Raw genomic sequence first — 20868 nt, 5'->3', positions numbered from 1 at the left:
AACAAGAGCTTTACGGAAAGGAGGAAATGCCGGATGGATGCATATGATACGATCAACGATGTCCTGGTCAATCTTTTCAATGTGATCTGGAAACAGGAAGAAGAGGCGATTATAACAGAGGAATTTAAAGATATTACAAATAACGATATGCATATCATTGAGGCAATCGGACTTTCCGGAAAGAGTACCATGTCCATGGTGGCGAAGAAGCTCGGCATCACGGCGGGTTCCCTGACAACTGCGGTGAACAGCCTTGTGAACAAGAAATACGTGGTGAGAAAAAGAAGCGAGGAGGACAGAAGAGTAGTCTTTCTCGGACTTACGGAAAAAGGTGTGAGAGCATACGATCATCACAGAGAGTATCACAGACAGATGACAAATGCGGTGATTGAAAAACTGGACGAGGATGAGATACCGATTTTGCTGAAAACACTCGATAGTTTATCGGAATTTTTCAGAGGATATAAGAAAAATGAAACGAATTGAACAAAAAATTTGACGTTTTCGAAAAAATGCGGTACAATCTCGTTGGAACTTTGAGGAGTAAATTTTAATGCCAAAATACTTGGGTGTATTATTTTAGGAGGGAACAAGTATGGTAGCAAAGAAGACAGCAGCGGCGAAGACAGCAGCTGAAAAGAAAACAGCTGAGAAAGCAGTTGAAAAAGTGACAAAGGAAACAGCAGTGAAAGCCGCAGATGAAAAAGAGACAAAAGCAGCAAAGAAGACAGTAAAAGCAGAGCCTGAAAAAGCGAAGGCAATCGAGACAAAGAAAGACACAACGAAGGCAATCGAGACAAAAGCAGGCGTTTTAGTGGATACACCAGAGGAAAAGACAGCAGAGACAAAGGCGGCACCGGAGAAAAAGACAGCTGCAAAGAAAACAGCAGCGAAAAAAGCACCGGCGAAAAAGGCAGAGGTAAAGACAGAACTCTTCCTGCAGTTCTACGGAAAAGAGTATTCTGAGAAAGAGATCCTTCAGAAAGTGAAAGAGATCTGGACAAAAGTTCTCAAGAAAAAAGTCGGCGATATGAAAGATGTTAAGATCTATCTGAAACCGGAAGATTCCAAAGCATACTATGTTATCAACGGAGATACAACCGGGGAAGTTGATCTGTAAGACAGAGAAGTACATGCAGGCACTCCATGCATGCGGTTATACCGCGCGCAGGGGGTGCTTTTTCTTCAGTTACAGACACGGTTCTGTCCGGAATTGCGGGCGCGGAGGCGGAAATTATGCGGTATGAAGAAGACTATGTTATGCGCATGCTCAAAGAGGCAATAGAAGTTGTCATGCGTATTGCTCTGAATAAAAAGGGGCCTTTCTATGAACTGGAAGAAGAAAACAGGTACGGCAGTGAGGACGGACTGTATTCGCGTATCCTGAAAATGGCGGATGCGGGGCAGATCAACGAGGCGGAAAATCTGCTCTGGGAGGCTCTGGAAGAGAAAAGCGCGGATCATCTGGAGACCGGGCTTGCATTTTATTACCATATCAATGAATTTGAGGATGAGTTTCTTCTGGCTAATCATTATTCCCGGGATGAAATCAGAGACGGACTGAGAAACATGCTCCGTGAATATGAGATTGACGACAGCCTATTCATGAGTGAACTGGAGTAGAAATACAGATACAGGCCGTCGGCACGGGAAGCCCGGGAACAGGTGAAAGAACGTGGTGATGGCGGGATGGAGGAGAACAGATTGGAAGAAAATAAAATGGAACAGAAAGAACGTCTGGAACAGCAGATACGTTTTATCGTGGAAACAGACAAGGTGAAAAATATCTTCCGGCAGACCTATCTGGCAGACGGCAAACGGAAAGAAAACGATGCAGAGCATTCCTGGCACCTTGCTCTTATGGCGGTGCTTCTGAAAGAGCATATGGACGAGGAGGTGGATGTGGCGCGGGTGATGACCATGGTGCTCATCCATGATCTGGTGGAGATCGATGCCGGGGATACCTATGCTTACGACGAAGCAGGAGCCGCCACAAAACGGGAGAGGGAAGTGAAAGCAGCAGACCGGATCTTCGGCATGCTCCCGGAGGATCAGGGGAAATATTTCCGGATGCTCTGGGAGGAGTTTGAAGCCTATGAAAGCGCAGATGCAAAATATGCTCATCTTCTGGACAACTTCCAACCGATCCTGCTGAATGACGCCTCCGGCGGAAAAAGCTGGGCGGAGCACGGCGTATACCGGTCACAGCCCTGCAAGAGAAACGAGCGTATCCCGGATACGTCAAAGATTGTCTGGGAGAAGATGAATGAGATCTTTGACCGGAATGTTCAGGCAGGAAATCTGAAGGCAGATCAGGAAGCGTAATGACACAGCAGAAAACAGCTGTGGAAGATGGAAAGAAGCAGAATGTCAGACCGGATATAAAGGAATTGCGCAGAAAGGAGTAAGAGAAATGTACGAAAAGGAAACAGAGCAGTTACAGGAGATTATAGATGACAGCAGCAGAATTGTTTTTTTCGGAGGAGCAGGAGTCTCTACAGAGAGCGGCATCCCGGATTTCCGCAGTGCAGACGGAATCTATCATCAGAAGTACAGATATTCGCCGGAACAGGTGGTAAGCCACAGTTTTTTCATGCAGTATCCGGACGCGTTTTATGAATTCTACAAGGATAAAATGATGGTTCTCGATGCGAAGCCTAATCCGGCGCATCTGAAGCTGGCGGAGCTTGAGAAGGCAGGGAAGCTTTCCGCCATTGTGACCCAGAATATCGACGGGCTCCATCAGGCGGCAGGCAGCCGGAATGTCTATGAACTGCACGGAAGCATTCACAGAAATTACTGTATGCGCTGCGGAAAGTTCTATGACGCGGAATATGTGAAAAATTCAGAAGGGGTGCCAAAATGTTCCTGCGGCGGCACGATCAAGCCGGATGTTGTCCTGTATGAAGAAGGACTGGACCAGAAGACAATCCAGGGCGCCGTCCGCGCGATCTCCCGGGCAGATACACTGATTATCGGAGGCACGTCCCTTGTCGTCTATCCGGCGGCCGGGTTCATTGACTATTTCAGCGGAAAGCATCTGGTTGTCATCAATAAGTCCGAGACCGCGAAAACCGTCCGCGCAGAACTGACCATCGCGGCACCCATAGGAGAGATCCTGGAAAGAATAGAAGTCAGGTAAATTTATATCCGCAAATACACTAGTTTCCCCTTACGCCTGGTTCAGGATCTCTCCTTTGATGGATATCGTTACAACCTGATGGAAGATGGATTTTCCGCTCTCCCGGATGGCCTTGCCGACAGCGTATTCAAGGCCGCCGCAGCAGGGAACTTCCATGCGGACGGTAGTGATATCCCGGATGTCATTCTGGCGGATGATTTCGGCAAGTTTTTCCGAGTAGTCTACAGCGTCCAGTTTGGGACATCCGACCAGAGTAATCTTTCCCCGCATGAAATCTTCATGGAACCGGGCATAGGCATATGCGGTGCAGTCCGCTGCAATTAAGAGGGAGGCACCGGCAAAATATGGCGCTGCCAGAGGCGCAAGTTTGATCTGTACCGGCCACTGCCCGAGACGGGATGTGCAGTCCGTTTCGGCAGAGGCGTCAGAAGCGGACTGTGCGAATGATGCATGACCGGACGCGGCGGATTTTTTTGCCTCCATGTTCTTTTTGACAGCTTCGGCATCGTAAGCGGCGGCTTCACGTTCCACAAACGAGATCGCGTTTTCCGGACATGCGGGCAGGCAGTCGCCAAGTCCGTCGCAGTAGTCGTCCCGGAGGAGTTTTGCCTTTCCGTTTACCATGCCGATAGCGCCTTCGTGGCAAGCGGAAGCGCAGAGCCCGCATCCGCTGCATTTTTCTTCGTCAATTTGAATGATTTTTCTTATCATGGTGTATGTCATCCTTTCTTTTTGCAGGGTATCTTTTCCCACACTGTTCCCAGGTATTATACATTGAAAAAAGAAAGCAGGATGTTGTTATAACAACAAATAGAAAGAAAATTTTACAGGTCGATAAAACTGTTTCCGCCGGCACAGACAAAATATGCGCGCTGATCTTCCGGTTTTACATAAATCCTGAGATCGGAGGAATCCATTCCCTCTGCTGCACATTTTTCGCGTACCTGTGAAATAATATTTTCCGCAGTATACTCGTGATTCTGATACTGGATAAAGAGCGGGCAGTCTGCAGCGGCAGAAACGGCTTCTGCGCCAGTTCTTTCGACGGCAGCGGCAGTGTTTTCGCCGGCAGTATCTGCTGTGGTCTGCGAGGAAGTCTCCGCAGCTGCGGTTTCTGCCGTATTCTGTGCGGGCTGTGCCTGAAGCATTCTCTTGAATTTTTTCTTGTCTGTTCGTCTGCTCATGATGATAAAACCCCTTTTCTGTTTTTTGTATCTGACCGCATCAGAAAAATTGCGGACAATCTTTATTATATAATGTCCTGTTCCGGAAGTCAAAAAAAGAAGAGACAAAAGGTTTAAAAATAAATAAAAATAAATTCAAAAAAATGCTTGCTTTTTTTTCAGGCATATGATATTATACTGCTTGTGTCAGAGATGACGCGGGTGTAGTTCAATGGTAGAACACCAGCCTTCCAAGCTGGATACGTGAGTTCGATTCTCATCACCCGCTCTATTTTTTTACCTGAATTTCTCAGGTGTATATTCGCATTATAAAAGTGGAGGCAGAAGTGTCTTCCTTTTTTTATCTTCGCATTGTAACCCGCCCCGTACCTGTGTTATACTGTATAAAAATCAAAAGAAAAAGAGAGATGTGAACTATGAATTTTAACTGGACTGACAATGTTGTAACACGAGCGCTTTCGAAAATCTGCGATATGGTGTGTCTCAATGTTCTGTGGCTGATCTGCTCCATACCGATTTTTACCATCGGAGCATCAACAGCGGCACTTTACACTGTAATGCTCAAGCTTGTAAAAAATGAGGAGGGCTACATCTTCCGGGGATTTTTCAAAGCTTTTAAGGAGAATTTCAAGCAGAGTACAATCATGTGGCTTATTATTCTGGCCCTTGCCATTGTGTGGTGGGTGGACTTTAATTTTGCCGGTTCGCTGGGCGGCAATGCGGGATTTGTCCTGACGGTTATTTTTATTCTGCTCGGAATCCTGCTGCTGTCGGTAATGATTTACGTTTTCCCGCTGACAGCCCGCTATGAAAATACGATTCGAAGCACGTTCCGGAATGCCCTGATTCTTACGATTGCAAAGCTGCCGTACACGCTTTTGATGATCCTTATCCTTGTTGCGGCGGTGGTACTCTCTTTCTGGACCGTTCAGACCCTGATGATGGCCATACCGCTCTGGATGCTGATCGGCGTTTCGCTGCTTGCCTGGATCTATTCCTGGCTGCTGCGGAGAGTGTTTACCATATTTGAGGCAGCCGGAGAAGAAAGCGACAAACAATAACAGATACAAAGGAAGAGGTTGAGGGATGAATTTTTTAGAAGAACGGATTGTAAAAGACGGTATCGTAAAAGAAGGAAATGTTCTGAAAGTTGACAGTTTTCTGAATCATCAGATGGATATCAAACTGCTGGATCAGATGGGTGCGGAGTTCAAGAGAAGATTTGCCGGCAAACCGATCAACAAGATTCTCACAATTGAGGCTTCGGGGATCGGGATCGCCTGTATAGCAGCGCAGCATTTTGATGTCCCGGTCGTATTTGCAAAAAAATCCCAGAGCATTAACCTGGACGGAGAGATGTACGTGGCGGAGGTTGAATCATTTACCCATAAGTGTATCAATCATGTGATTGTATCGCAGAAATTTCTTTCACCGGCTGACCATGTTCTGATTATTGATGACTTTCTTGCCAACGGCTGTGCGCTGCAGGGACTGATCCAGATTGTGCAGTCGGCAGGCGCTACGGTGGAAGGAATCGGGATTGCCATTGAGAAGGGCTTCCAGTCCGGTGGCAGAATTATCCGGAATCTTGGCTTCCAGCTGGAATCGCTGGCTATAGTAGACGCTATGGATGCCGCAACCGGCCATATCGAGTTCCGCCCCCAGAAATCATGAGGGGAAAAACCAGTTTCTTTCCGGTATAGATAACGAAAGTCTGCGGGAGGACTGTCATGTAAGCAGGACTTCAAGTGAGAGCGTTCCGAAAAGCATTTGTTCTAACATCCATTCAAATCTTTGAGGTAAAGCGGAACGGTCCTGCGTCATGGCAGCCCTCCCGCAGACGGATGTGAGTCTATACACGAAAGACAGATTTTTTTCACATTTCTTAAGAAAATCTTTGGAATCTTCTATCAGCCTCCTTTAGAAATAGGCGCTATTCTATATACAGCTAAAGGAGGGGACATATCCATGAGTATCCAGGAATTAACATCTTATTTTATACAGTATGGAGCCTTTTTCATTTATCTGATTGTTCTGCTTGAGTATCTGAATCTGCCGGGATTCCCGGCGGGGGTGATTATGCCGCTTGCGGGGATCTGGGCGGCCAGAGGGGACATCAGTTTCCCGCTGGTCATGGTACTCACCGTGGCGGCAGGGCTTACGGGGAGCTGGGCGCTGTATCTTCTTGGCAGGCTGGGCGGTCCGAAAGTGATGGGCTTCTATTTCAAAAAATTTCCAAAACATCAGGCAGTAATTGAAGAAAAGATGGAATTTCTACGGGAAAAAGGCTGTATCGGCGTATTTGTGAGCAAGCTGCTTCCCATGGTCCGGACGATTATTTCGATTCCGGCAGGAATGGTAAAGATGAATTTTGCAAAATATACGATCAGCTCGCTTTGCGGAATTTTTCTGTGGAACCTGGCACTTGTCGGGGCAGGATACTTTTTCGGTGATGCGGCGATTGATTTTCTGTCGTAAGGGGGAGTTGTCATGAAGATTGCAATGCTTACCAATAATTACAGACCATTTCTTGGCGGAGTGCCGATCTCAGTGGAACGGCAGGCGCATGAGCTGATTGCGCTGGGACACGAGGTCACGGTGTTTGCCCCGGAATACGGAGATACCGGGGAGGATGACAGCAGGGCGCCGGAGCGGATCATCCGCTACCACTCCCAGAAGAGAAAGATGGAAAACGGTATGGTATATCCGGGGCTGTTCCCGGGAGAAATTCTGCGGGTGTTTGAGGAGGAAAGTTTCGACTGTATCCATGTGCATCATCCGATGTTTGTGGGACCGCTGGCACTGTATCTGGGAAGAAAATACGGGATTCCGGTGATCTATACCTACCACACGAGATATGAGGACTATGTGCATTACATCCCCTGCTTCCGGATCCGGGAAAACAGTTTTGCCGGAAAGAAGAAGATGGTGGGCTGGCTCCGGGAAACGGTGATACCGCGGTATATGAAGTGGTTTGCAAATCAGTGTGACCTGGTGCTCGCACCTTCCGCGGGAATGCAGCAGATCCTGAGAAAATACGGGGTGACTTCCCGGACAGCGGTATTTCCCACAGGTCTTGCAGATGAATTCTTTGACAGAAAAGCGGAACACGCCCGGGAAATCCGGGAAAAGTACGGGAAAGGAAAGAAATACCTCTTTGTCACGGTGTCCAGACTGGAGAAGGAGAAAAACTACGGCTTCCTGCTCAGGGGGATTGCAGATATTAAGCATAAAATCGGAAGTTGTTTCCATGTGATGATTCTGGGAGACGGAAGGCAGAAGTCTGAATTAAAGGTGCGTGCTTCCATTCTGGGAATTCAGGATGTGGTCACATTTGTGGGGAGCGTGCCCAATGAGGAGGTAAAAGATTATTTGAGCGCGTCGGACGTATTCCTCTTTGCCTCTAAATCAGAGACTCAGGGAATCGTTCTGGCAGAGGCGATGGCGGCAGGATGCCCGGTGGTTGCGGTCCATGCGGTGGGTGCGGACGATATCGTAAGAACCGGGGTAAACGGATATCTGACAGAGGAAAAGGAAGATCTCTGGGCTGAGGCGGTGATAAACGCCGCGGGAGCAGAAAGTCTGGCAAAGGCAGCACTTCGGACTGCCGAAAATTACCGCTCATCAGTACTTGCCAGATACGAAGAGATGCTCTACAATCAATGTATCTGCGAAAAACGGAGCAGCCGGCAGACACAGCAGATCCGGATCGGGGATGGAAAGGAAGAAGGCATATATGAAGATCAGGAAAATCGGGGAAAGGGCCCTGCAATGCTTATTCGTTAATTACCTGAAGCTGTTGGAGAACACGGTCAGGATAGAGTGGCATGAGGAGAACCGTTATGGCGACAGCCAGATCTTCGGATTCTGGCATGAGGACAGCTTCTTTATGAATCTGGTGCTTGAAAAACTGGCGCACAAGACAACGCCGGTGGACGTCGTGGTGACAGCGGACACGAGAGGAAACTATATCGAGCATATGATTAAACGCTGCGGAGGCAATGCCCTGAGAGTTCCGGACGGTTACCGGGCGTTTGCTGCGCTTAAAAATATTGCCCGGGATTCCTGTGAGAAAACCCATTCCATCGCTGTGGCGCTGGACGGTCCGCTGGGACCGAGACACGAACCGAAAAAGCTGGCATTTTATCTGTCCGAGCATGCACAGGAGGAGTTTGTGGGGATCAGCATTTCCTACACCTCCTGTATCAGGCTGAACCGCAGATGGGATAAGTACGCGATCCCTCTGCCGTTTTCAAAGGTGACAGTTGCCGTGCACAATTACGGCGTGACAGACAGGAAGCATATTCCGGAGCTCCCGGTGAACGCGGATGCTGTCTGCTGTGAATCGATACAATTAGCTGGAGGATGAGAAACATGGAGACAAATAATATACTGATTGTGGAGGATGACAAGGAGATCCGGGAGGGCGTTCAGATCTATCTGAAAAGCCAGGGATACAACGTATTCCAGGCGGCTGACGGGATTGAAGGCCTGGAAGTGATCGAAAAGGAAGATATCCATCTTGCCATTGTAGATATTATGATGCCGCGCATGGATGGAATCCGCATGACCATGAAGCTGCGGGAAAAACATGATTTCCCGGTGATTATGCTCTCCGCAAAATCCGAGGAAGTGGATAAAATTACGGGACTCAATATCGGTGCGGACGATTATGTGACCAAACCTTTTACGCCCATGGAACTGATGGCGCGGGTCAACTCCCAGCTCCGCAGGTACCGGAAATTCCTGGAAAAACTGACCCCCAGGGAGAATGTTCATGTGATCGGCGGTCTGGAGATCAATGAGGATACGGTGGAGGTGTCGGTGGACGGCGTCCCGGTGAAGATGACGCCCATCGAGTACAAGATCCTGCTGCTTCTGGCGAAGAACCCGGGAAGAGTGTTTTCTTCGGAGGAGATCTACGAGCGTGTATGGCAGGAAAAGGCAATCAATACAGATACGATCATGGTACATGTCAGGAACATAAGAGAAAAGATCGAGATTGATCCGAAGAATCCGAAATATCTGAAGGTGGTGTGGGGCGTTGGATACAAAATCGAAAAACAGCCGTAAGACGGCGGCCCTCGTCGCGGGGATTGTTCTGGTCATCGCCTCTGTGGGGATGATGATAACCTATCAGACCTATCCCGGGCAGATGAACCGTTTTACCGAGAGCGGAAGCGTGGAAGTTGAGACCGTATATGATATGGGATACGGGCTTGCTGTGGGCAATTATATTCTCTACAACGAAGTGACGGAAGAGACTCCGCCATCACAGGTCCGGGATGAGTTCGGGAAAACGTCCTTTGACCTGATGCGAAAGTTCATGGACTGCGGAGTGTTCCGCATAGAAGGCGCGGAAGAGGACAATGGTTTCGGCAGTTCCGGCAGCATGGAGAGCACGGAAAGCAGCGGTACAGATGAAGGCGCAGATACGGCCGTGGATACGGGGGCGGACAACGGCGCGGATGCGGGGGAAGCTTCCGGCGGGCTGACGCCGTTGGGATCACTTGACAGTGAAACGGCAGAACATCTTCTGGAAGAAGACGAGGAGGCGTCAGGGTATGCATTCCGGGCGGTATTTACTTTTGCCGCTAACGGAGATGTCTCGAATGCGGAGGTTTCCGGAGTGATGCTCACCCCGGAGGAGGAATACTATGCGGAGAGCAATTTTCTGAACAATGTGGACAGCATGGATGATCACGGGATCGCCGAACCGTCCGGCGTCTGCATTATATACGGGATGACGCCGGAAGATCTGAGCGAATACACATCTACTGTGGTATGGGACGAATACGCATCGTCAGTTTACACGCTGACGGATTACACCAATTATCCGGCAAATGTGCTGATGCTCTCCACAGCGGTAGCGGTTCTGGCACTGCTTCTGCCGTGCATCAGGCGGGTGGGAAAACTGGAGGGCAGGATCTTCCGGGTGTCCTGTGAGATCGTCCTGTTCGTTCTGTGCTGTATGCCGCTGTTCGGTTTCCTGGCGGGCAGTGTTGCCTATGCGACACTGGAAGGAAATCTCTGGAACGAGTATTTCGGCGGATTTCCGACGATGGTGATTAACTTCTGTGTTTGGGTTGCGTTTTTTGGCGTTGTTTACTGGGCGTTTACATGCCTGCGGGAGATGTTTACGATGAAGGGAGCTTATTTCAGGGAACGTACCCTCACTGCACGGGTACTGCGTGGTATCAGAAACGGAGGCGGTCATATCGGAAGCAAAATGAAGAGAAAAGCAGGCGGGATTTTCCGGGGAATCCGGGACTTTTGCGCAAGGCAGTATGACGCTCTGCTGCATCTGGATTTCCGGGATAAGACGAACCGGACGATTCTGAGGATTGTCCTGATCAATTTCGGCATCCTCTTTATTGTATGTATGTTCTGGTTCTATGGAATATTTGCCCTGATTGTATATTCGGTGATCCTGTTCCTGTTTCTGAAAAAATATACAGAGGATCTGCAGGAGAAATACAAGCTTCTTCTCAAGTCTACGAACCAGCTGGCAGAAGGGCATCTGGATGTTCCCATAGAGGGCGATATCGGATTGTTCAACCCGATTCAGGATGAGCTGAAAAAGATCCAGAAAGGATTCAAGAAAGCGGTGGAGGAAGAGGTCAAAAATGAGCGGATGAAGACAGAGCTTGTGACCAATGTATCCCATGACCTGAGGACGCCGCTGACAGCGATCATCACCTATACGGATCTGCTGAAAAATGAGACGGACGAGACCAGAAGAAAAGAGTACATCAATGTCCTTGAGAAAAAGTCGCTGCGGCTGAAGGTACTGATCGAAGATCTCTTTGAGATCAGCAAGGCAGCCAGCAAGAGTGTGGTCATGCACTATATGAAGGTGGATATCGTGGATCTGCTCAAACAGGTGGGACTGGAGAATGATGAAAAGATCCGCGCGGCAAATCTGGAATTCCGCTGGAAACTGCCGGAACATAAACTGGTTATGTGGCTGGACAGCCAGAAGACATACCGGATTTTTGAAAATCTGATTGTAAATATTACAAAGTACGCCATGCCCCATACACGGGTTTACATCGAGATGACAGAGAGTGAGGAAAACGTTCATATTTCCATGAAGAATGTTTCCGCCACAGAACTGGACTTTGATGCGGATGAAATCACCGACCGTTTCGTGCGGGGGGATTCTTCCAGAAACACGGAGGGATCCGGACTGGGACTGGCGATTGCAAAAAGTTTTGTGGAACTGCAGCACGGGACGCTGAAGATATCCACGGAGGCGGATCTGTTCAAGGCAGATATTGTGATGCCGAAACTGGAGATTCCGCCGGAGGAAGAACAGGCGCAGGAAGCGCAGAACTTATGAGGAGGATGAAGAATGAGATACGAGATTAAAGGCGAGACTCTTCCGGTAGTGATCTGCTACCTGGAAGGCGGAGAGACGATGATCACAGAGCGCGGCTCCATGAGCTGGATGTCACCCAACATGAAGATGGAGACCACCTCTAACGGCGGGATTGGCAAGGCACTCGGGAGAATGTTCGCGGGAGAGGCACTCTTCCAGAACCGGTATACTGCCATGGGCGGAAACGGGATGATTGCATTTGCATCCAGTTTTCCGGGACAGATCCGGGAATACCAGATCGCTCCGGGCAGGGAGCTGATCGTACAGAAATCCGGATTCCTGGCGGCAGAGTCCGGAGTGGAACTCTCCGTGTTTTTCCAGAAAAGACTGGGTGCGGGCTTCTTCGGGGGAGAGGGATTCATCATGCAGAGACTTTCCGGACAGGGGATGGCATTTCTTGAGTTTGACGGTCACGTAGTGGAGTATGAACTGCAGCCGGGACAGCAGATTGTGGTGGACACAGGTTATCTTGCTGCTATGGATGCCACCTGCACCATGGATGTCAAAGCGGTGCCGGGACTTAAGAATATGGTCTTCGGCGGCGAGGGAATCTTCAATACCATCGTGACAGGACCGGGACATGTATGGCTTCAGACAATGCCGATCTCGAATGTGGCGAATCTGCTTCTGCAGATGATGCCGGCGAAATAGTTAATTGGGGACGTAGTAAAATTGAATTTTACTACGTCCCCAATTAAGTTTTACTGTGTCCCAAAGCGGAAAAAGATCAACCTCTTAAAAACGGAAATCTCTCCTGTTATCTTCTTCAATCAGCCGCAGATTCTCGATTACGACGTTCCTTGCCTTCTCGTTTGGCACATTCAGCACCTCTTTTTCGATCAGGCGGTCGCCGATGGCTTTTGTCTCCGGGGACGCGTAGTCCATCAGGTACTCTTTGAGTGTCATCAGGGCGTTAGGATGGCAGCAGTTCTGGATCTGGCCGCTCTTGCACAGGGACATGAAGCGGTCACCGGTACGGCCTTCCCGGTAGCAGGCGGTACAGAAGCTGGGAATATAGCCCAGTTCCATAAGCCAGCGCACGACTTCGTCGAGGGTGCGGTTATCGCTGACGTCAAACTGTTCGGACTTGGCATCCTCCGGCTCCGGTTCGTAGTATCCGCCCACACTTGTGCGGGAGCCGCCGCTGATCTGGGAGATGCCCAGGTGGAGGACACGCTCCCGGGTCTTCTGGCTCTCACGGGTGGAGATGATCATGCCGGTATACGGGACGGCGATACGGATGCATGCCACGATCTTGGCAAAGGTGTCGTCGTCGATGCCGTTGTCAAATTTGCTGGGATCAATGTCGTCGGCGTGTTTCAGCCGGGGAACACTGATCGTATGCGGTCCGACTCCGAATGCTGCCTCGAGATGTTCTGCGTGCATCAGAAGCCCGGCAAATTCATAGCGGTACTTGTCCAGACCGAAGAGCACGCCAAGCCCTACGTCATCGATGCCGCCCTCCATGGCGCGGTCCATGGCCTCAGTGTGGTAGTTGTAGTCGTGTTTCGGTCCGGTCGGGTGAAGCTGCAGATAGCTTTCCTTATGATAGGTCTCCTGGAAGAGAATATATGTGCCGATCCCCGCCTCTTTGAGCAGCCGGTAGTTGTCCACGGTGGTTGCGGCGATATTGATGTTCACCCGGCGGATGGCGCCGTTTTTATGTTTGATGCTGTATATGGTCCGGATGGATTCCAGGTAGTATTCCATGGTGTTGCGCACCGGATCCTCTCCGGCTTCCAGCGCCAGGCGCTTGTGCCCCATATCCTGCAGGGCGATGACCTCCCGGCGGATATCCTCCTGGGAGAGCTGCTTTCTGGGAATGTGTTTGTTTACAGCGTGGTAGGGGCAGTAGGTGCAGCCGTTGATACAGTAGTTGGAGAGATACAGCGGCGCGAACATAACGATCCGGTTTCCGTAGAAATCTTTCTTGATCTGTTCTGCCAGTTTGTAAATCTCCTGATTTTTCTCCTCAATCGGACAGGCAAGGAGAACGGAAGCTTCCCGGTGGGACAGTCCTTTTCTCTTTTTGGCTTTCTCAATGATGGAGTCGATCAGTTCGATGTTTTCTTTGTTTTCGTCGGCATATGCCAGCGTCTCGAGAATTTCCTCATGATTAATGAAATCATCGGCGCATTTTGAATTTACATCATACATGGAATGTGTTCCTCCTTAAAATGAGTATTTTGCAAAGGATATTTTTGCAATGAATAGTTTGTAACAGGTTTTTCGCTGTGGAAGATTATCCGGAAAGAGAGCATCTTCACTCCACGTTTAGCGAATCTCCCCGGTTCACGGCGAGATGATACCCGATCTTCTGCATCCGTGCGTCCAGGTCTTTCAGGCTCTCCGCCGCCTCATCCCCGGTGCAGAGCTTGTTGTCATAGAGCAGATAATTCTGGCGCACCTGCGGGGGCGACAGGTTGGGCATTACTACATTTGCACCGGCGAGAATCCCCTTTTCCCGTCCATCCGGCGCGATCGTTCCGAGTGCGGTAGTAGCTGGCAGCAGGACCTTCGGCAGCATGAGACGGATGAGCCCCAGCATGAAAAGAGTCAGCTCCAGTGTGCCGGAAGGCATCTGTGCAAAGGGGGTATCGTGGTGGGAGATAAAAGGACCGATCCCCACCATCTGGGGATTGAGTCTTTTCAGGAAAATCATGTCATCCGCCAGATTCTCCGGCGTCTGGTACGGCGAGCCCACCATGAATCCGGTTCCAACCTGATAGCCCAGTTCTTTTAAGTTCCAGAGACATCTCTGCCGGTTGGCAGCAGTCAGACCGGCGGGGTGGAGCCTGGCGTAATGTTCCGGGTCGTATGTCTCATGGCGGAGCAGATAGCGGTCTGCACCGGCCTCTTTCCAGAGCCGGTAGGTATCACGGGAAAGCTCTCCCACGGAAAGGGTGATGGCGCAGTCTTTCCATGATGTACGGATCTCCGAGATGATCTCTGCCATCCGTTTCGGCGTATACCAGCCGTCCTCGCCTCCCTGCAGCACGAAAGTGCGGAACCCGAGGCGGTAGCCCGTCTCGCAGCAGGAGAGGATCTCCTCCCGGCTGAGGCGGTATCTCACTGCGTTTGCATTGCTTTTGCGGATACCGCAGTAATAGCAGTCGTTCCGGCAGTAGTTGGTAAATTCGATCAGCCCCCGGATATAAATGTCGTGTCCATAGTGCCGGATGCGGATTTCGCGGGCTCGTTCAAAGAGGCAGGCAGCACTCTCGTCATCCCGGTTACGGATGAGTTCTGCCCACTCTTCCCGGGTAAGCCCGCGGTTCTGTTCCAGGCGGCGGATCAGTGGAATTCCTTCCCCGTTCATATGGTTTTCCCGTAGATTGTCTTTGTGCTCACGCCGGGCAGCATCCCCAGTTTCCCGGAGAGTGCGCTGATCACATTGTTGGGCGCATCCATCGCCACGCTGATGACGTGGATTCCTTTCTCGCGGTAGGGAATTCCCATGCGTCCGATTACATACTCGCCGTATTCGCTCAGCAGATGGTTGAGCTCTTCCACAGATTCACGGGTCTCGAGTATAATTCCGATCAGTGCGATTCTTGTGTCCATGTCGGGCCTCCTTTCAGTGTAAAACAGATTCAGATATTCAGATCCTGACAGTCGGATGAGCGGGAATATACGGTCCTGAGGCGGACGGAGCCGAAAAGAAGAGCAGGAAATAAAGAGGCTGCACCGGAAGGCGCAGCCGTACCAAAAAGAAAGAGGAACTTCCCCTCTTTTTTATAAATCTTTTTTTACGGCGCCTTATACTCAGGAAATCCCTTCGTAGTCAGAACGTGTGCAGTCTTTGCAGACATACCCGGGAGATTGCCGGAAACTGTCTGTGCGGAACTGTTTCTTTAGTTTAACATATCAGGGGAAAATATACAAGAATTATTGCGTTTCCGGCGCAGGGGCATATTGCATTTCCCGTACCCGGGCTGTACAATAGTGATATGGTCTGTGCCGGGACTGTGCTGCAGGACCGACGCGCAGCCGGAAAATGTGAGAAACGGAGGTAGATGTGATGGCCGATGTGAGAAAGCATATTACGTTCTACGGGCGCGTGCAGGGCGTTGGTTTCCGTTACACGGCAAAATATCTCGCCCAGTCCATGGATCTGACCGGATGGGTGAGAAATGAGTGGGACGGCACCGTGACGATGGAGATACAGGGAAGTGAAATACTGATCAACAAGGTGCTTGTGGGACTGAACAACAACCGGTTTATCACAATCGACTGGGTTGATACGAAGGAAATTCCCCTGGAGGAAGAACGATCATTTGTTGTGAAATAGGAGGTTACGGAAATTATGAAACTTGGATTTATCGGAACAGGAAACATGGCGGGAGCCATCATGGGAGGTATTATTAAGAAAGGGCTGGTCCGCCCGGAGGAGATCATCGGCTCGGACATCCTGGAGGCAGGACGTGAGCGGGTGAAAAAGGAGTACGGGATTCATGTGACCGCCGACAACAGGGAAGCGGCGTCTGCATCCGATGTGCTGTTTCTGTCGGTGAAGCCCCAGTTCTATGCGCAGACGATTGAGGAGATCAAAGACTGCATCCGCGATGACCAGATGATCATCACGATCGCCCCGGGCAAGACACTTGCCTGGCTGGAAGAGCAGTTCGGCAGACCGGTGAAGATCGTCAGGACCATGCCAAATACCCCTGCCCTGGTGGGCGAAGGAATGACGGCAGCCTGCCCGAACCGGTATGTGACAGAGGAGGAAAAACAGTACGCCCTGGAGATCCTCGGCGCATTCGGCAAAGTGGAAGTGGTACCGGAGCATCTCATCGATGCGGTGGTAGCAGTAAGCGGAAGCTCTCCGGCCTATGTATTCCTCTTTATCGAGGCAATGGCGGACGCGGCAGTTGCGGAGGGAATGCCCAGAGCGCAGGCTTATCAGTTCGCCGCACAGGCGGTGTACGGCAGCGCGAAAATGGTTCTGGAGACCGGGAAACATCCGGGTGAGCTGAAAGATATGGTGTGCTCGCCGGCAGGCACCACCATTGAAGCTGTGCGTGTCCTGGAGAAGGAGGGATTCCGCAGCGCTGTGATCGAAGCCATGAAGGCCTGCGCGGACGTCTCCCGGAACCTGTAGGAGGGACAGCCGCCCGCCATACCGGATGTGCGGTCCGGGAAGGCTGGAGAAAACTGTGGAAAGACACCAATATCTAGTTTTGCAAAAGAAGAAATATACTAGATCTTGGTGTCTTTTCATTGACATGGCTGACAGGAAAATGATAGAATGGACTCAGTTATACCGAAAGGAGAGTATTTATATGTATGATATAGGGATTATCGGCGGAGGAACCGCCGGAATGACTGCTGCCATCTACGGTCAGCGGGCAGGAAAGAGGACAGTGATTATCGAGGGAGGAAACTTTGGAGGACAGATCACCTCCTCCCCGAATGTGGAGAATTATCCGGGAATCGCAAGCGTCAGCGGAAGCGAGTTCTCCATGAATCTGCTGGACCAGGCCATGAAGCTGGGGGCAGAGACCGAGGTGGAGAGAGTCACCGGCATCCGGGATGAAGGAGCCATAAAAGTAATTGAGACTACGGGAAAAGAGTATCCCTGCAGAAGTGTGATTATTGCCACCGGAGTTACACACCGGCATCTGGGTGTGCCGGGGGAGGAGAGGCTGACCGGGGCAGGAGTCTCCTACTGTGCAACCTGCGACGGCGCTTTCTTCCGCGGCAAGGATGTGGCAGTGATCGGAGGCGGCAGTACGGCTCTGCAGGATGCGGAGTTCCTCTCAAATTACTGCAGAAAAGTGTACCTGGTACACCGCAGGGATGAGTTCCGCGGGGAGGAGAGCATTGTAAAGAGGCTCCGCCAGAAAGAAAACATCGAGTTCGTCTTAAGCGCTACGGTGAAGGAAATCACAGGGGATTCGGTTGTGGAAGGCGTGGTGCTGAACAATAAAAAGACCGGGGAAGAGTTCCGCCTGGATGTGGCGGGAGTATTTATCGCCGTTGGACAGATTCCTCAGAACGAGATCTTTGCCGAAGTGGTGAAACTGGACGGAAACGGATTTATCCTGGCGGCAGAGGACTGCATTACTTCCCATCCCGGGATCTTCGCCGCCGGAGACTGCAGGACGAAAGAAGTGCGGCAGCTCACTACCGCAGCGGCGGACGGCGCGGTTGCAGCGCTGGCTGCATGCAAATATGTGGCGGCGCAGGAGTGATCTGTGAAGAAAAACCGGAACATCACGGCAGGTCCTCCCGTACAGGGCGTATCGCCCTGTGCGGGACTGCGGATGTTCCGGTTTGTTTTTTTCTGTACAGATTATAGGATTCTGATCCGGCTATATTGCCTCAATCCAGATACAGTTTCATTCCCATCCACTGTTTCATGTGGTCGAGCATTTTTTCGTCCGGCTCAAAGTAGATGCAGACATTCTTCTGTTCCAGAGAGATCATGATTCCGTATGCCTTTGCAGAAGGATCTTCTGACGTAAAATCATACACCTTTTCCGGCTTATAGGAATCAAGCCTGTGTGAAGATTTGGGCGCGATGATCTCCGCGTTCTGGATATCAAAGCTCAGTTTGTGTTTTCTCTTTTCCTTGCTGTAGATCACGTCGATCTGCATGTCGTGATTCAGGAGAATATACTCATATTCGATACTCAGTTTCGGAAAGATCAGGTAATATGCGAGCAGTCCGAGGATGATGGCAATAACAAAAGCAAAGAAACCGATAAACGGTGTTCCGAGTATAACCACTGCAACGATGAGGAGTATGATAAGAATCCTCACCGGGATGTCATAAGGCTTAGGCCTGCGGGCCACAAGCTGTTCATATAATGCGTCATTCATAGTCTACTGATTCCTTTCTGTGTGTAAATAATTCATCACCATAGTGGCGATCTTAAAGGTCATGGCATCCTCGAAAAGGCGAAGATCCAGACCGGTGCGCTTTTGAATCTGTTCGAGACGGTAGATCAGGGTATTCCGGTGCATGTGGAGCTGCCGGGAAGTCTCGGCAATGTTGAGGTTGTTCTGCAGGAAACGGTTGATCGTAGCCGTGGTCTCCTCGTCGAACCTGTCAGGAATACTGTCGCCGAAGATTTCCCTGAGAAAGTTTTCACACAAAGAGACCGGAAGCTGGTAGATCAGCCTGCCGATTCCCAGTTCATTATAGGGAAATATGGTCTGCTCGGAGTAAAAAAGTTTTCCGACTTTGAGCGCCAGGCTTGTCTCCCGGAAGGCTCCGGAGAGATCGGCAAGATTCTCGATCACAGAACTGTAGGAAACCTGCACATGGGCCAGCGCCTCCGTGTTCAGAGTGTCAACGATGGTGTTGGCAATCTTCCGCATGGATTCCGGCTTCTCATCCGCTTTCAGAGGACGGAGGATGGCGAGATTCGTCTCTCCCACAGGGACGAGATAAGTCTTTGTCTGGGCAGGAAACAGATTTTTCAGAATCTCTGTTACAGCCTCGTCCAGGCTTTTGGCATCGAGAAGAAAGAGTACCCTCCTTTCATCCGGTGCAATATGCAGGCGGGCAGCCCTCTCGTTGATATCGTAGGAGGGAATCCCGTTTACCATCAGGCTCTGCAGAAAATCAGCCTTGTTGTACTTCTCCTTGTAGGCTGTGCAAAGGCAGCGGATCTGCTGCAGAATCTGTCCTTCTTCCATCGGTGTGTCTGCCGAGATATCCATCGAAAGTCCTGTGATCCGCTTCAGTTCATTCAGTGCTTTTTCAAGCTCCGGTGTATGTCCCATAAATAATCCTCAAATAGCTCCAACTTTATTTTTGCTGACCGGAGACTGCGCGCATTACCCAAAGAAAAGGGCTGCACTCTCAAAAGTGCAGCCCCTCAGTTTTCCTCAAAGCGGTAAGCTGTCGGCAGTGCCGGATCAGCGGCGAATAGCATCTTCACAACCGCCAAGCTGCTATTCCAATTTTAAATCATTAGTTCGTAATCGTCAACTCTGTTTCTTTGTCGAATACGTGAATCTTCTCCATATCGAGAGCGAATACAGCTTTGTCGCCGGTTCTCAGCGTTGTACGCGGATTTACACGTGCTGTCATCTGTGTTCCCTCTACATCGAAGTACAGGAATACTTCTGCACCAAGCAGCTCGTAAACCTTGATCTGGGACTCGATGATGCTGTCAGGTGAGTTGCTGATGAATGCTTCAGAGTCATGTACATCCTCAGGACGGATACCGAGAACAACTGTCTTTCCGTTGTATCCTCCCTCGATGAGCGGTTTCTTCTTGGAAGCCGGTACTTTCAGTACGTGGGCTCCTACTGTCAGAGTAACGTCGTCACCCTTAACGGTACATTTTGCATCCATGAAGTTCATCTGCGGGGATCCGATGAATCCTGCAACGAACAGGTTGCACGGAGTTGTATAAAGATTCTGAGGTGTATCTACCTGCTGTACAACACCGTCTTTCATAACGACGATTCTTGTACCAAGTGTCATAGCCTCTGTCTGGTCATGTGTTACGTAGATGATTGTAGCGCCCAGTCTCTCATGAAGTTTGGAGATCTCGATACGCATCTGAACTCTCAGTTTTGCATCCAGGTTGGAGAGAGGCTCGTCCATCAGGAATACCTTCGGGTTACGAACGATAGCACGTCCCATAGCAACACGCTGTCTCTGTCCACCGGAAAGAGCCTTCGGCTTACGGTCAAGCAGTTTGTCAAGGTCAAGGATTCTTGCAGCCTCTTTTACTTTCTGATCGATCTCTGCCTTCGGAACTTTACGAAGTTTCAGACCGAATGCCATGTTATCATAAACTGTCATATGCGGATACAGAGCGTAGTTCTGGAATACCATTGCGATATCACGATCCTTCGGCTCAACATCGTTCATAACTTTTCCGTCGATCTTCAGTGTACCGCCGGAGATATCCTCCAGACCTGCGATCATACGAAGTGTTGTTGATTTTCCACATCCTGACGGTCCTACGAAGATGATGAACTCTTTGTCTTCGATTTCAAGGTTGAAATCCTTAACCGCGTGGAACCCGTTCGGGTAAATTTTCTGAATGCCTTCAAGAGATAAACTTGCCATTTTTATGTAGCCTCCTTAAAAATATGTTTCGTTTGTTTCTGGAGTTAGTATACCTCTGCGGGAAAAAATGAACAATGTCACGAGTAACCAAAAAAAGGAGAGAAAAATGTACATTTCGACCATA

At 50.1% G+C, this 20868-nt stretch carries 24 protein-coding genes and 1 tRNA gene; 17 read left to right on the top strand and 8 right to left on the bottom strand.

The genetic code is table 11. The features are described 5' to 3' along the window. The first annotated feature begins 33 nt into the window (after positions 1-33). The 5 genes from B5F07_RS05935 to B5F07_RS05915 all read left to right on the top strand — a co-directional run bounded on the left by B5F07_RS05935 (position 34) and on the right by B5F07_RS05915 (position 3142). Positions 34-486 (top strand): MarR family winged helix-turn-helix transcriptional regulator, encoded by a 453-nt coding sequence (locus B5F07_RS05935; RefSeq protein WP_087160343.1) that lies wholly within the window; start codon positions 34-36, stop codon positions 484-486. A gap of 109 nt (positions 487-595) precedes the next feature. Beyond that, positions 596-1120 (top strand): DUF6465 family protein, encoded by a 525-nt coding sequence (locus B5F07_RS05930; RefSeq protein WP_087160342.1) that lies wholly within the window; start codon positions 596-598, stop codon positions 1118-1120. 116 nt (positions 1121-1236) lie between these two features. Continuing rightward, positions 1237-1623 (top strand): DUF6483 family protein, encoded by a 387-nt coding sequence (locus B5F07_RS05925; RefSeq protein WP_087160372.1) that lies wholly within the window; start codon positions 1237-1239, stop codon positions 1621-1623. Positions 1624-1719: 96 nt separating this feature from the next. Further along, a complete protein-coding gene (locus B5F07_RS05920; RefSeq protein ID WP_087160371.1) occupies positions 1720-2325 on the top strand; it encodes an HD domain-containing protein in 606 nt (201 codons plus the stop codon). An 88-nt stretch (positions 2326-2413) separates the two neighbouring features. Further along, complete coding sequence (locus B5F07_RS05915) at positions 2414-3142, top strand: NAD-dependent protein deacylase (protein ID WP_087160341.1); 729 nt, start codon at positions 2414-2416, stop codon at positions 3140-3142. 30 nt (positions 3143-3172) lie between these two features. Here B5F07_RS05915 and B5F07_RS05910 read toward each other — a convergent pair whose 3' ends face one another. Beyond that, complete coding sequence (locus B5F07_RS05910; protein ID WP_087160340.1) at positions 3173-3853, bottom strand: ATP-binding protein; 681 nt, start codon at positions 3851-3853, stop codon at positions 3173-3175. 113 nt (positions 3854-3966) lie between these two features. Further along, positions 3967-4326 carry a DUF6465 family protein gene (locus tag B5F07_RS05905; RefSeq protein WP_087160370.1) on the bottom strand — a complete coding sequence of 120 codons (360 nt, stop codon included), beginning with the start codon at positions 4324-4326 and terminating at the stop codon, positions 3967-3969. Between the two features lie 197 nt (positions 4327-4523). Between B5F07_RS05905 and B5F07_RS05900 the strand changes: the two genes are divergently transcribed. From B5F07_RS05900 to B5F07_RS05860, 9 genes are all read left to right on the top strand, one after another. Beyond that, a tRNA-Gly gene (locus B5F07_RS05900) sits at positions 4524-4594 on the top strand. 148 nt (positions 4595-4742) lie between these two features. Further along, positions 4743-5387 carry a YesL family protein gene (locus tag B5F07_RS05895; protein ID WP_087160339.1) on the top strand — a complete coding sequence of 215 codons (645 nt, stop codon included), beginning with the start codon at positions 4743-4745 and terminating at the stop codon, positions 5385-5387. Positions 5388-5412: 25 nt separating this feature from the next. Continuing rightward, a complete protein-coding gene (locus B5F07_RS05890) occupies positions 5413-6000 on the top strand; it encodes a xanthine phosphoribosyltransferase (RefSeq protein ID WP_087160338.1) in 588 nt (195 codons plus the stop codon). A gap of 294 nt (positions 6001-6294) precedes the next feature. Further along, a complete protein-coding gene (locus tag B5F07_RS05885) occupies positions 6295-6804 on the top strand; it encodes a DedA family protein (protein ID WP_087160337.1) in 510 nt (169 codons plus the stop codon). Positions 6805-6816: 12 nt separating this feature from the next. Beyond that, on the top strand, positions 6817-8112 hold the full coding sequence (locus tag B5F07_RS05880) for a glycosyltransferase (protein ID WP_087160336.1): 1296 nt from the start codon (positions 6817-6819) through the stop codon (positions 8110-8112). Then, positions 8063-8695, top strand: a complete 633-nt coding sequence (locus B5F07_RS05875) for a hypothetical protein (RefSeq protein WP_191404831.1) — start codon at positions 8063-8065, stop codon at positions 8693-8695. The genes B5F07_RS05880 and B5F07_RS05875 overlap by 50 nt, the downstream gene beginning before the upstream one ends. A gap of 5 nt (positions 8696-8700) precedes the next feature. Then, complete coding sequence (locus tag B5F07_RS05870) at positions 8701-9399, top strand: response regulator transcription factor (protein ID WP_087160335.1); 699 nt, start codon at positions 8701-8703, stop codon at positions 9397-9399. Further along, the gene (locus B5F07_RS05865) at positions 9371-11668 is read left to right on the top strand and encodes a sensor histidine kinase (RefSeq protein ID WP_242972443.1); all 2298 of its coding nucleotides are present in this window, start codon (positions 9371-9373) and stop codon (positions 11666-11668) included. The genes B5F07_RS05870 and B5F07_RS05865 overlap by 29 nt, the downstream gene beginning before the upstream one ends. Positions 11669-11680: 12 nt before the next feature. Further along, positions 11681-12358, top strand: a complete 678-nt coding sequence (locus tag B5F07_RS05860) for a TIGR00266 family protein (protein WP_087160334.1) — start codon at positions 11681-11683, stop codon at positions 12356-12358. An 84-nt stretch (positions 12359-12442) separates the two neighbouring features. On the opposite strand, the gene hydG is transcribed toward B5F07_RS05860, so the two are convergent. From hydG to B5F07_RS05845, 3 genes are all read right to left on the bottom strand, one after another. After that, positions 12443-13864: a [FeFe] hydrogenase H-cluster radical SAM maturase HydG gene (gene hydG / locus B5F07_RS05855; protein ID WP_087160333.1), complete on the bottom strand. Its 1422-nt coding sequence runs from the start codon at positions 13862-13864 to the stop codon at positions 12443-12445. A gap of 106 nt (positions 13865-13970) precedes the next feature. After that, positions 13971-15026 carry a [FeFe] hydrogenase H-cluster radical SAM maturase HydE gene (gene hydE / locus B5F07_RS05850; RefSeq protein ID WP_087160332.1) on the bottom strand — a complete coding sequence of 352 codons (1056 nt, stop codon included), beginning with the start codon at positions 15024-15026 and terminating at the stop codon, positions 13971-13973. Then, positions 15023-15271: a TM1266 family iron-only hydrogenase system putative regulator gene (locus B5F07_RS05845; protein WP_087160331.1), complete on the bottom strand. Its 249-nt coding sequence runs from the start codon at positions 15269-15271 to the stop codon at positions 15023-15025. The genes hydE and B5F07_RS05845 overlap by 4 nt, the downstream gene beginning before the upstream one ends. A gap of 457 nt (positions 15272-15728) precedes the next feature. On the opposite strand from B5F07_RS05845, the gene B5F07_RS05840 reads away from it, so the two are divergent. From B5F07_RS05840 to trxB, 3 genes are all read left to right on the top strand, one after another. Next, on the top strand, positions 15729-15998 hold the full coding sequence (locus tag B5F07_RS05840) for an acylphosphatase (protein ID WP_087160330.1): 270 nt from the start codon (positions 15729-15731) through the stop codon (positions 15996-15998). Positions 15999-16013: 15 nt separating this feature from the next. Then, positions 16014-16808, top strand: a complete 795-nt coding sequence (gene proC, locus B5F07_RS05835; protein WP_087160329.1) for a pyrroline-5-carboxylate reductase — start codon at positions 16014-16016, stop codon at positions 16806-16808. Between the two features lie 181 nt (positions 16809-16989). Further along, entirely contained in the window at positions 16990-17901 is a 912-nt protein-coding gene (gene trxB / locus B5F07_RS05830) for a thioredoxin-disulfide reductase (RefSeq protein ID WP_087160328.1), read from the top strand. Between the two features lie 130 nt (positions 17902-18031). On the opposite strand, the gene B5F07_RS05825 is transcribed toward trxB, so the two are convergent. The 3 genes from B5F07_RS05825 to B5F07_RS05815 form a co-directional block, all read right to left on the bottom strand. Further along, positions 18032-18532, bottom strand: coding sequence for a DUF6106 family protein (locus B5F07_RS05825; protein ID WP_087160327.1), 501 nt, complete (start codon positions 18530-18532; stop codon positions 18032-18034). A gap of 3 nt (positions 18533-18535) precedes the next feature. Further along, a complete protein-coding gene (locus tag B5F07_RS05820) occupies positions 18536-19441 on the bottom strand; it encodes a PucR family transcriptional regulator (RefSeq protein ID WP_087160326.1) in 906 nt (301 codons plus the stop codon). 190 nt (positions 19442-19631) lie between these two features. Continuing rightward, complete coding sequence (locus B5F07_RS05815; protein WP_087160325.1) at positions 19632-20744, bottom strand: ABC transporter ATP-binding protein; 1113 nt, start codon at positions 20742-20744, stop codon at positions 19632-19634. Positions 20745-20868 lie beyond the last annotated feature (124 nt).

The sequence above is a fragment of the Lachnoclostridium sp. An169 genome, from assembly GCF_002160525.1.
Classification (GTDB): Bacteria; Bacillota; Clostridia; order Lachnospirales; family Lachnospiraceae; genus Mediterraneibacter; species Mediterraneibacter cottocaccae.
This window is presented reverse-complemented; position numbering and strand designations above follow the sequence as displayed.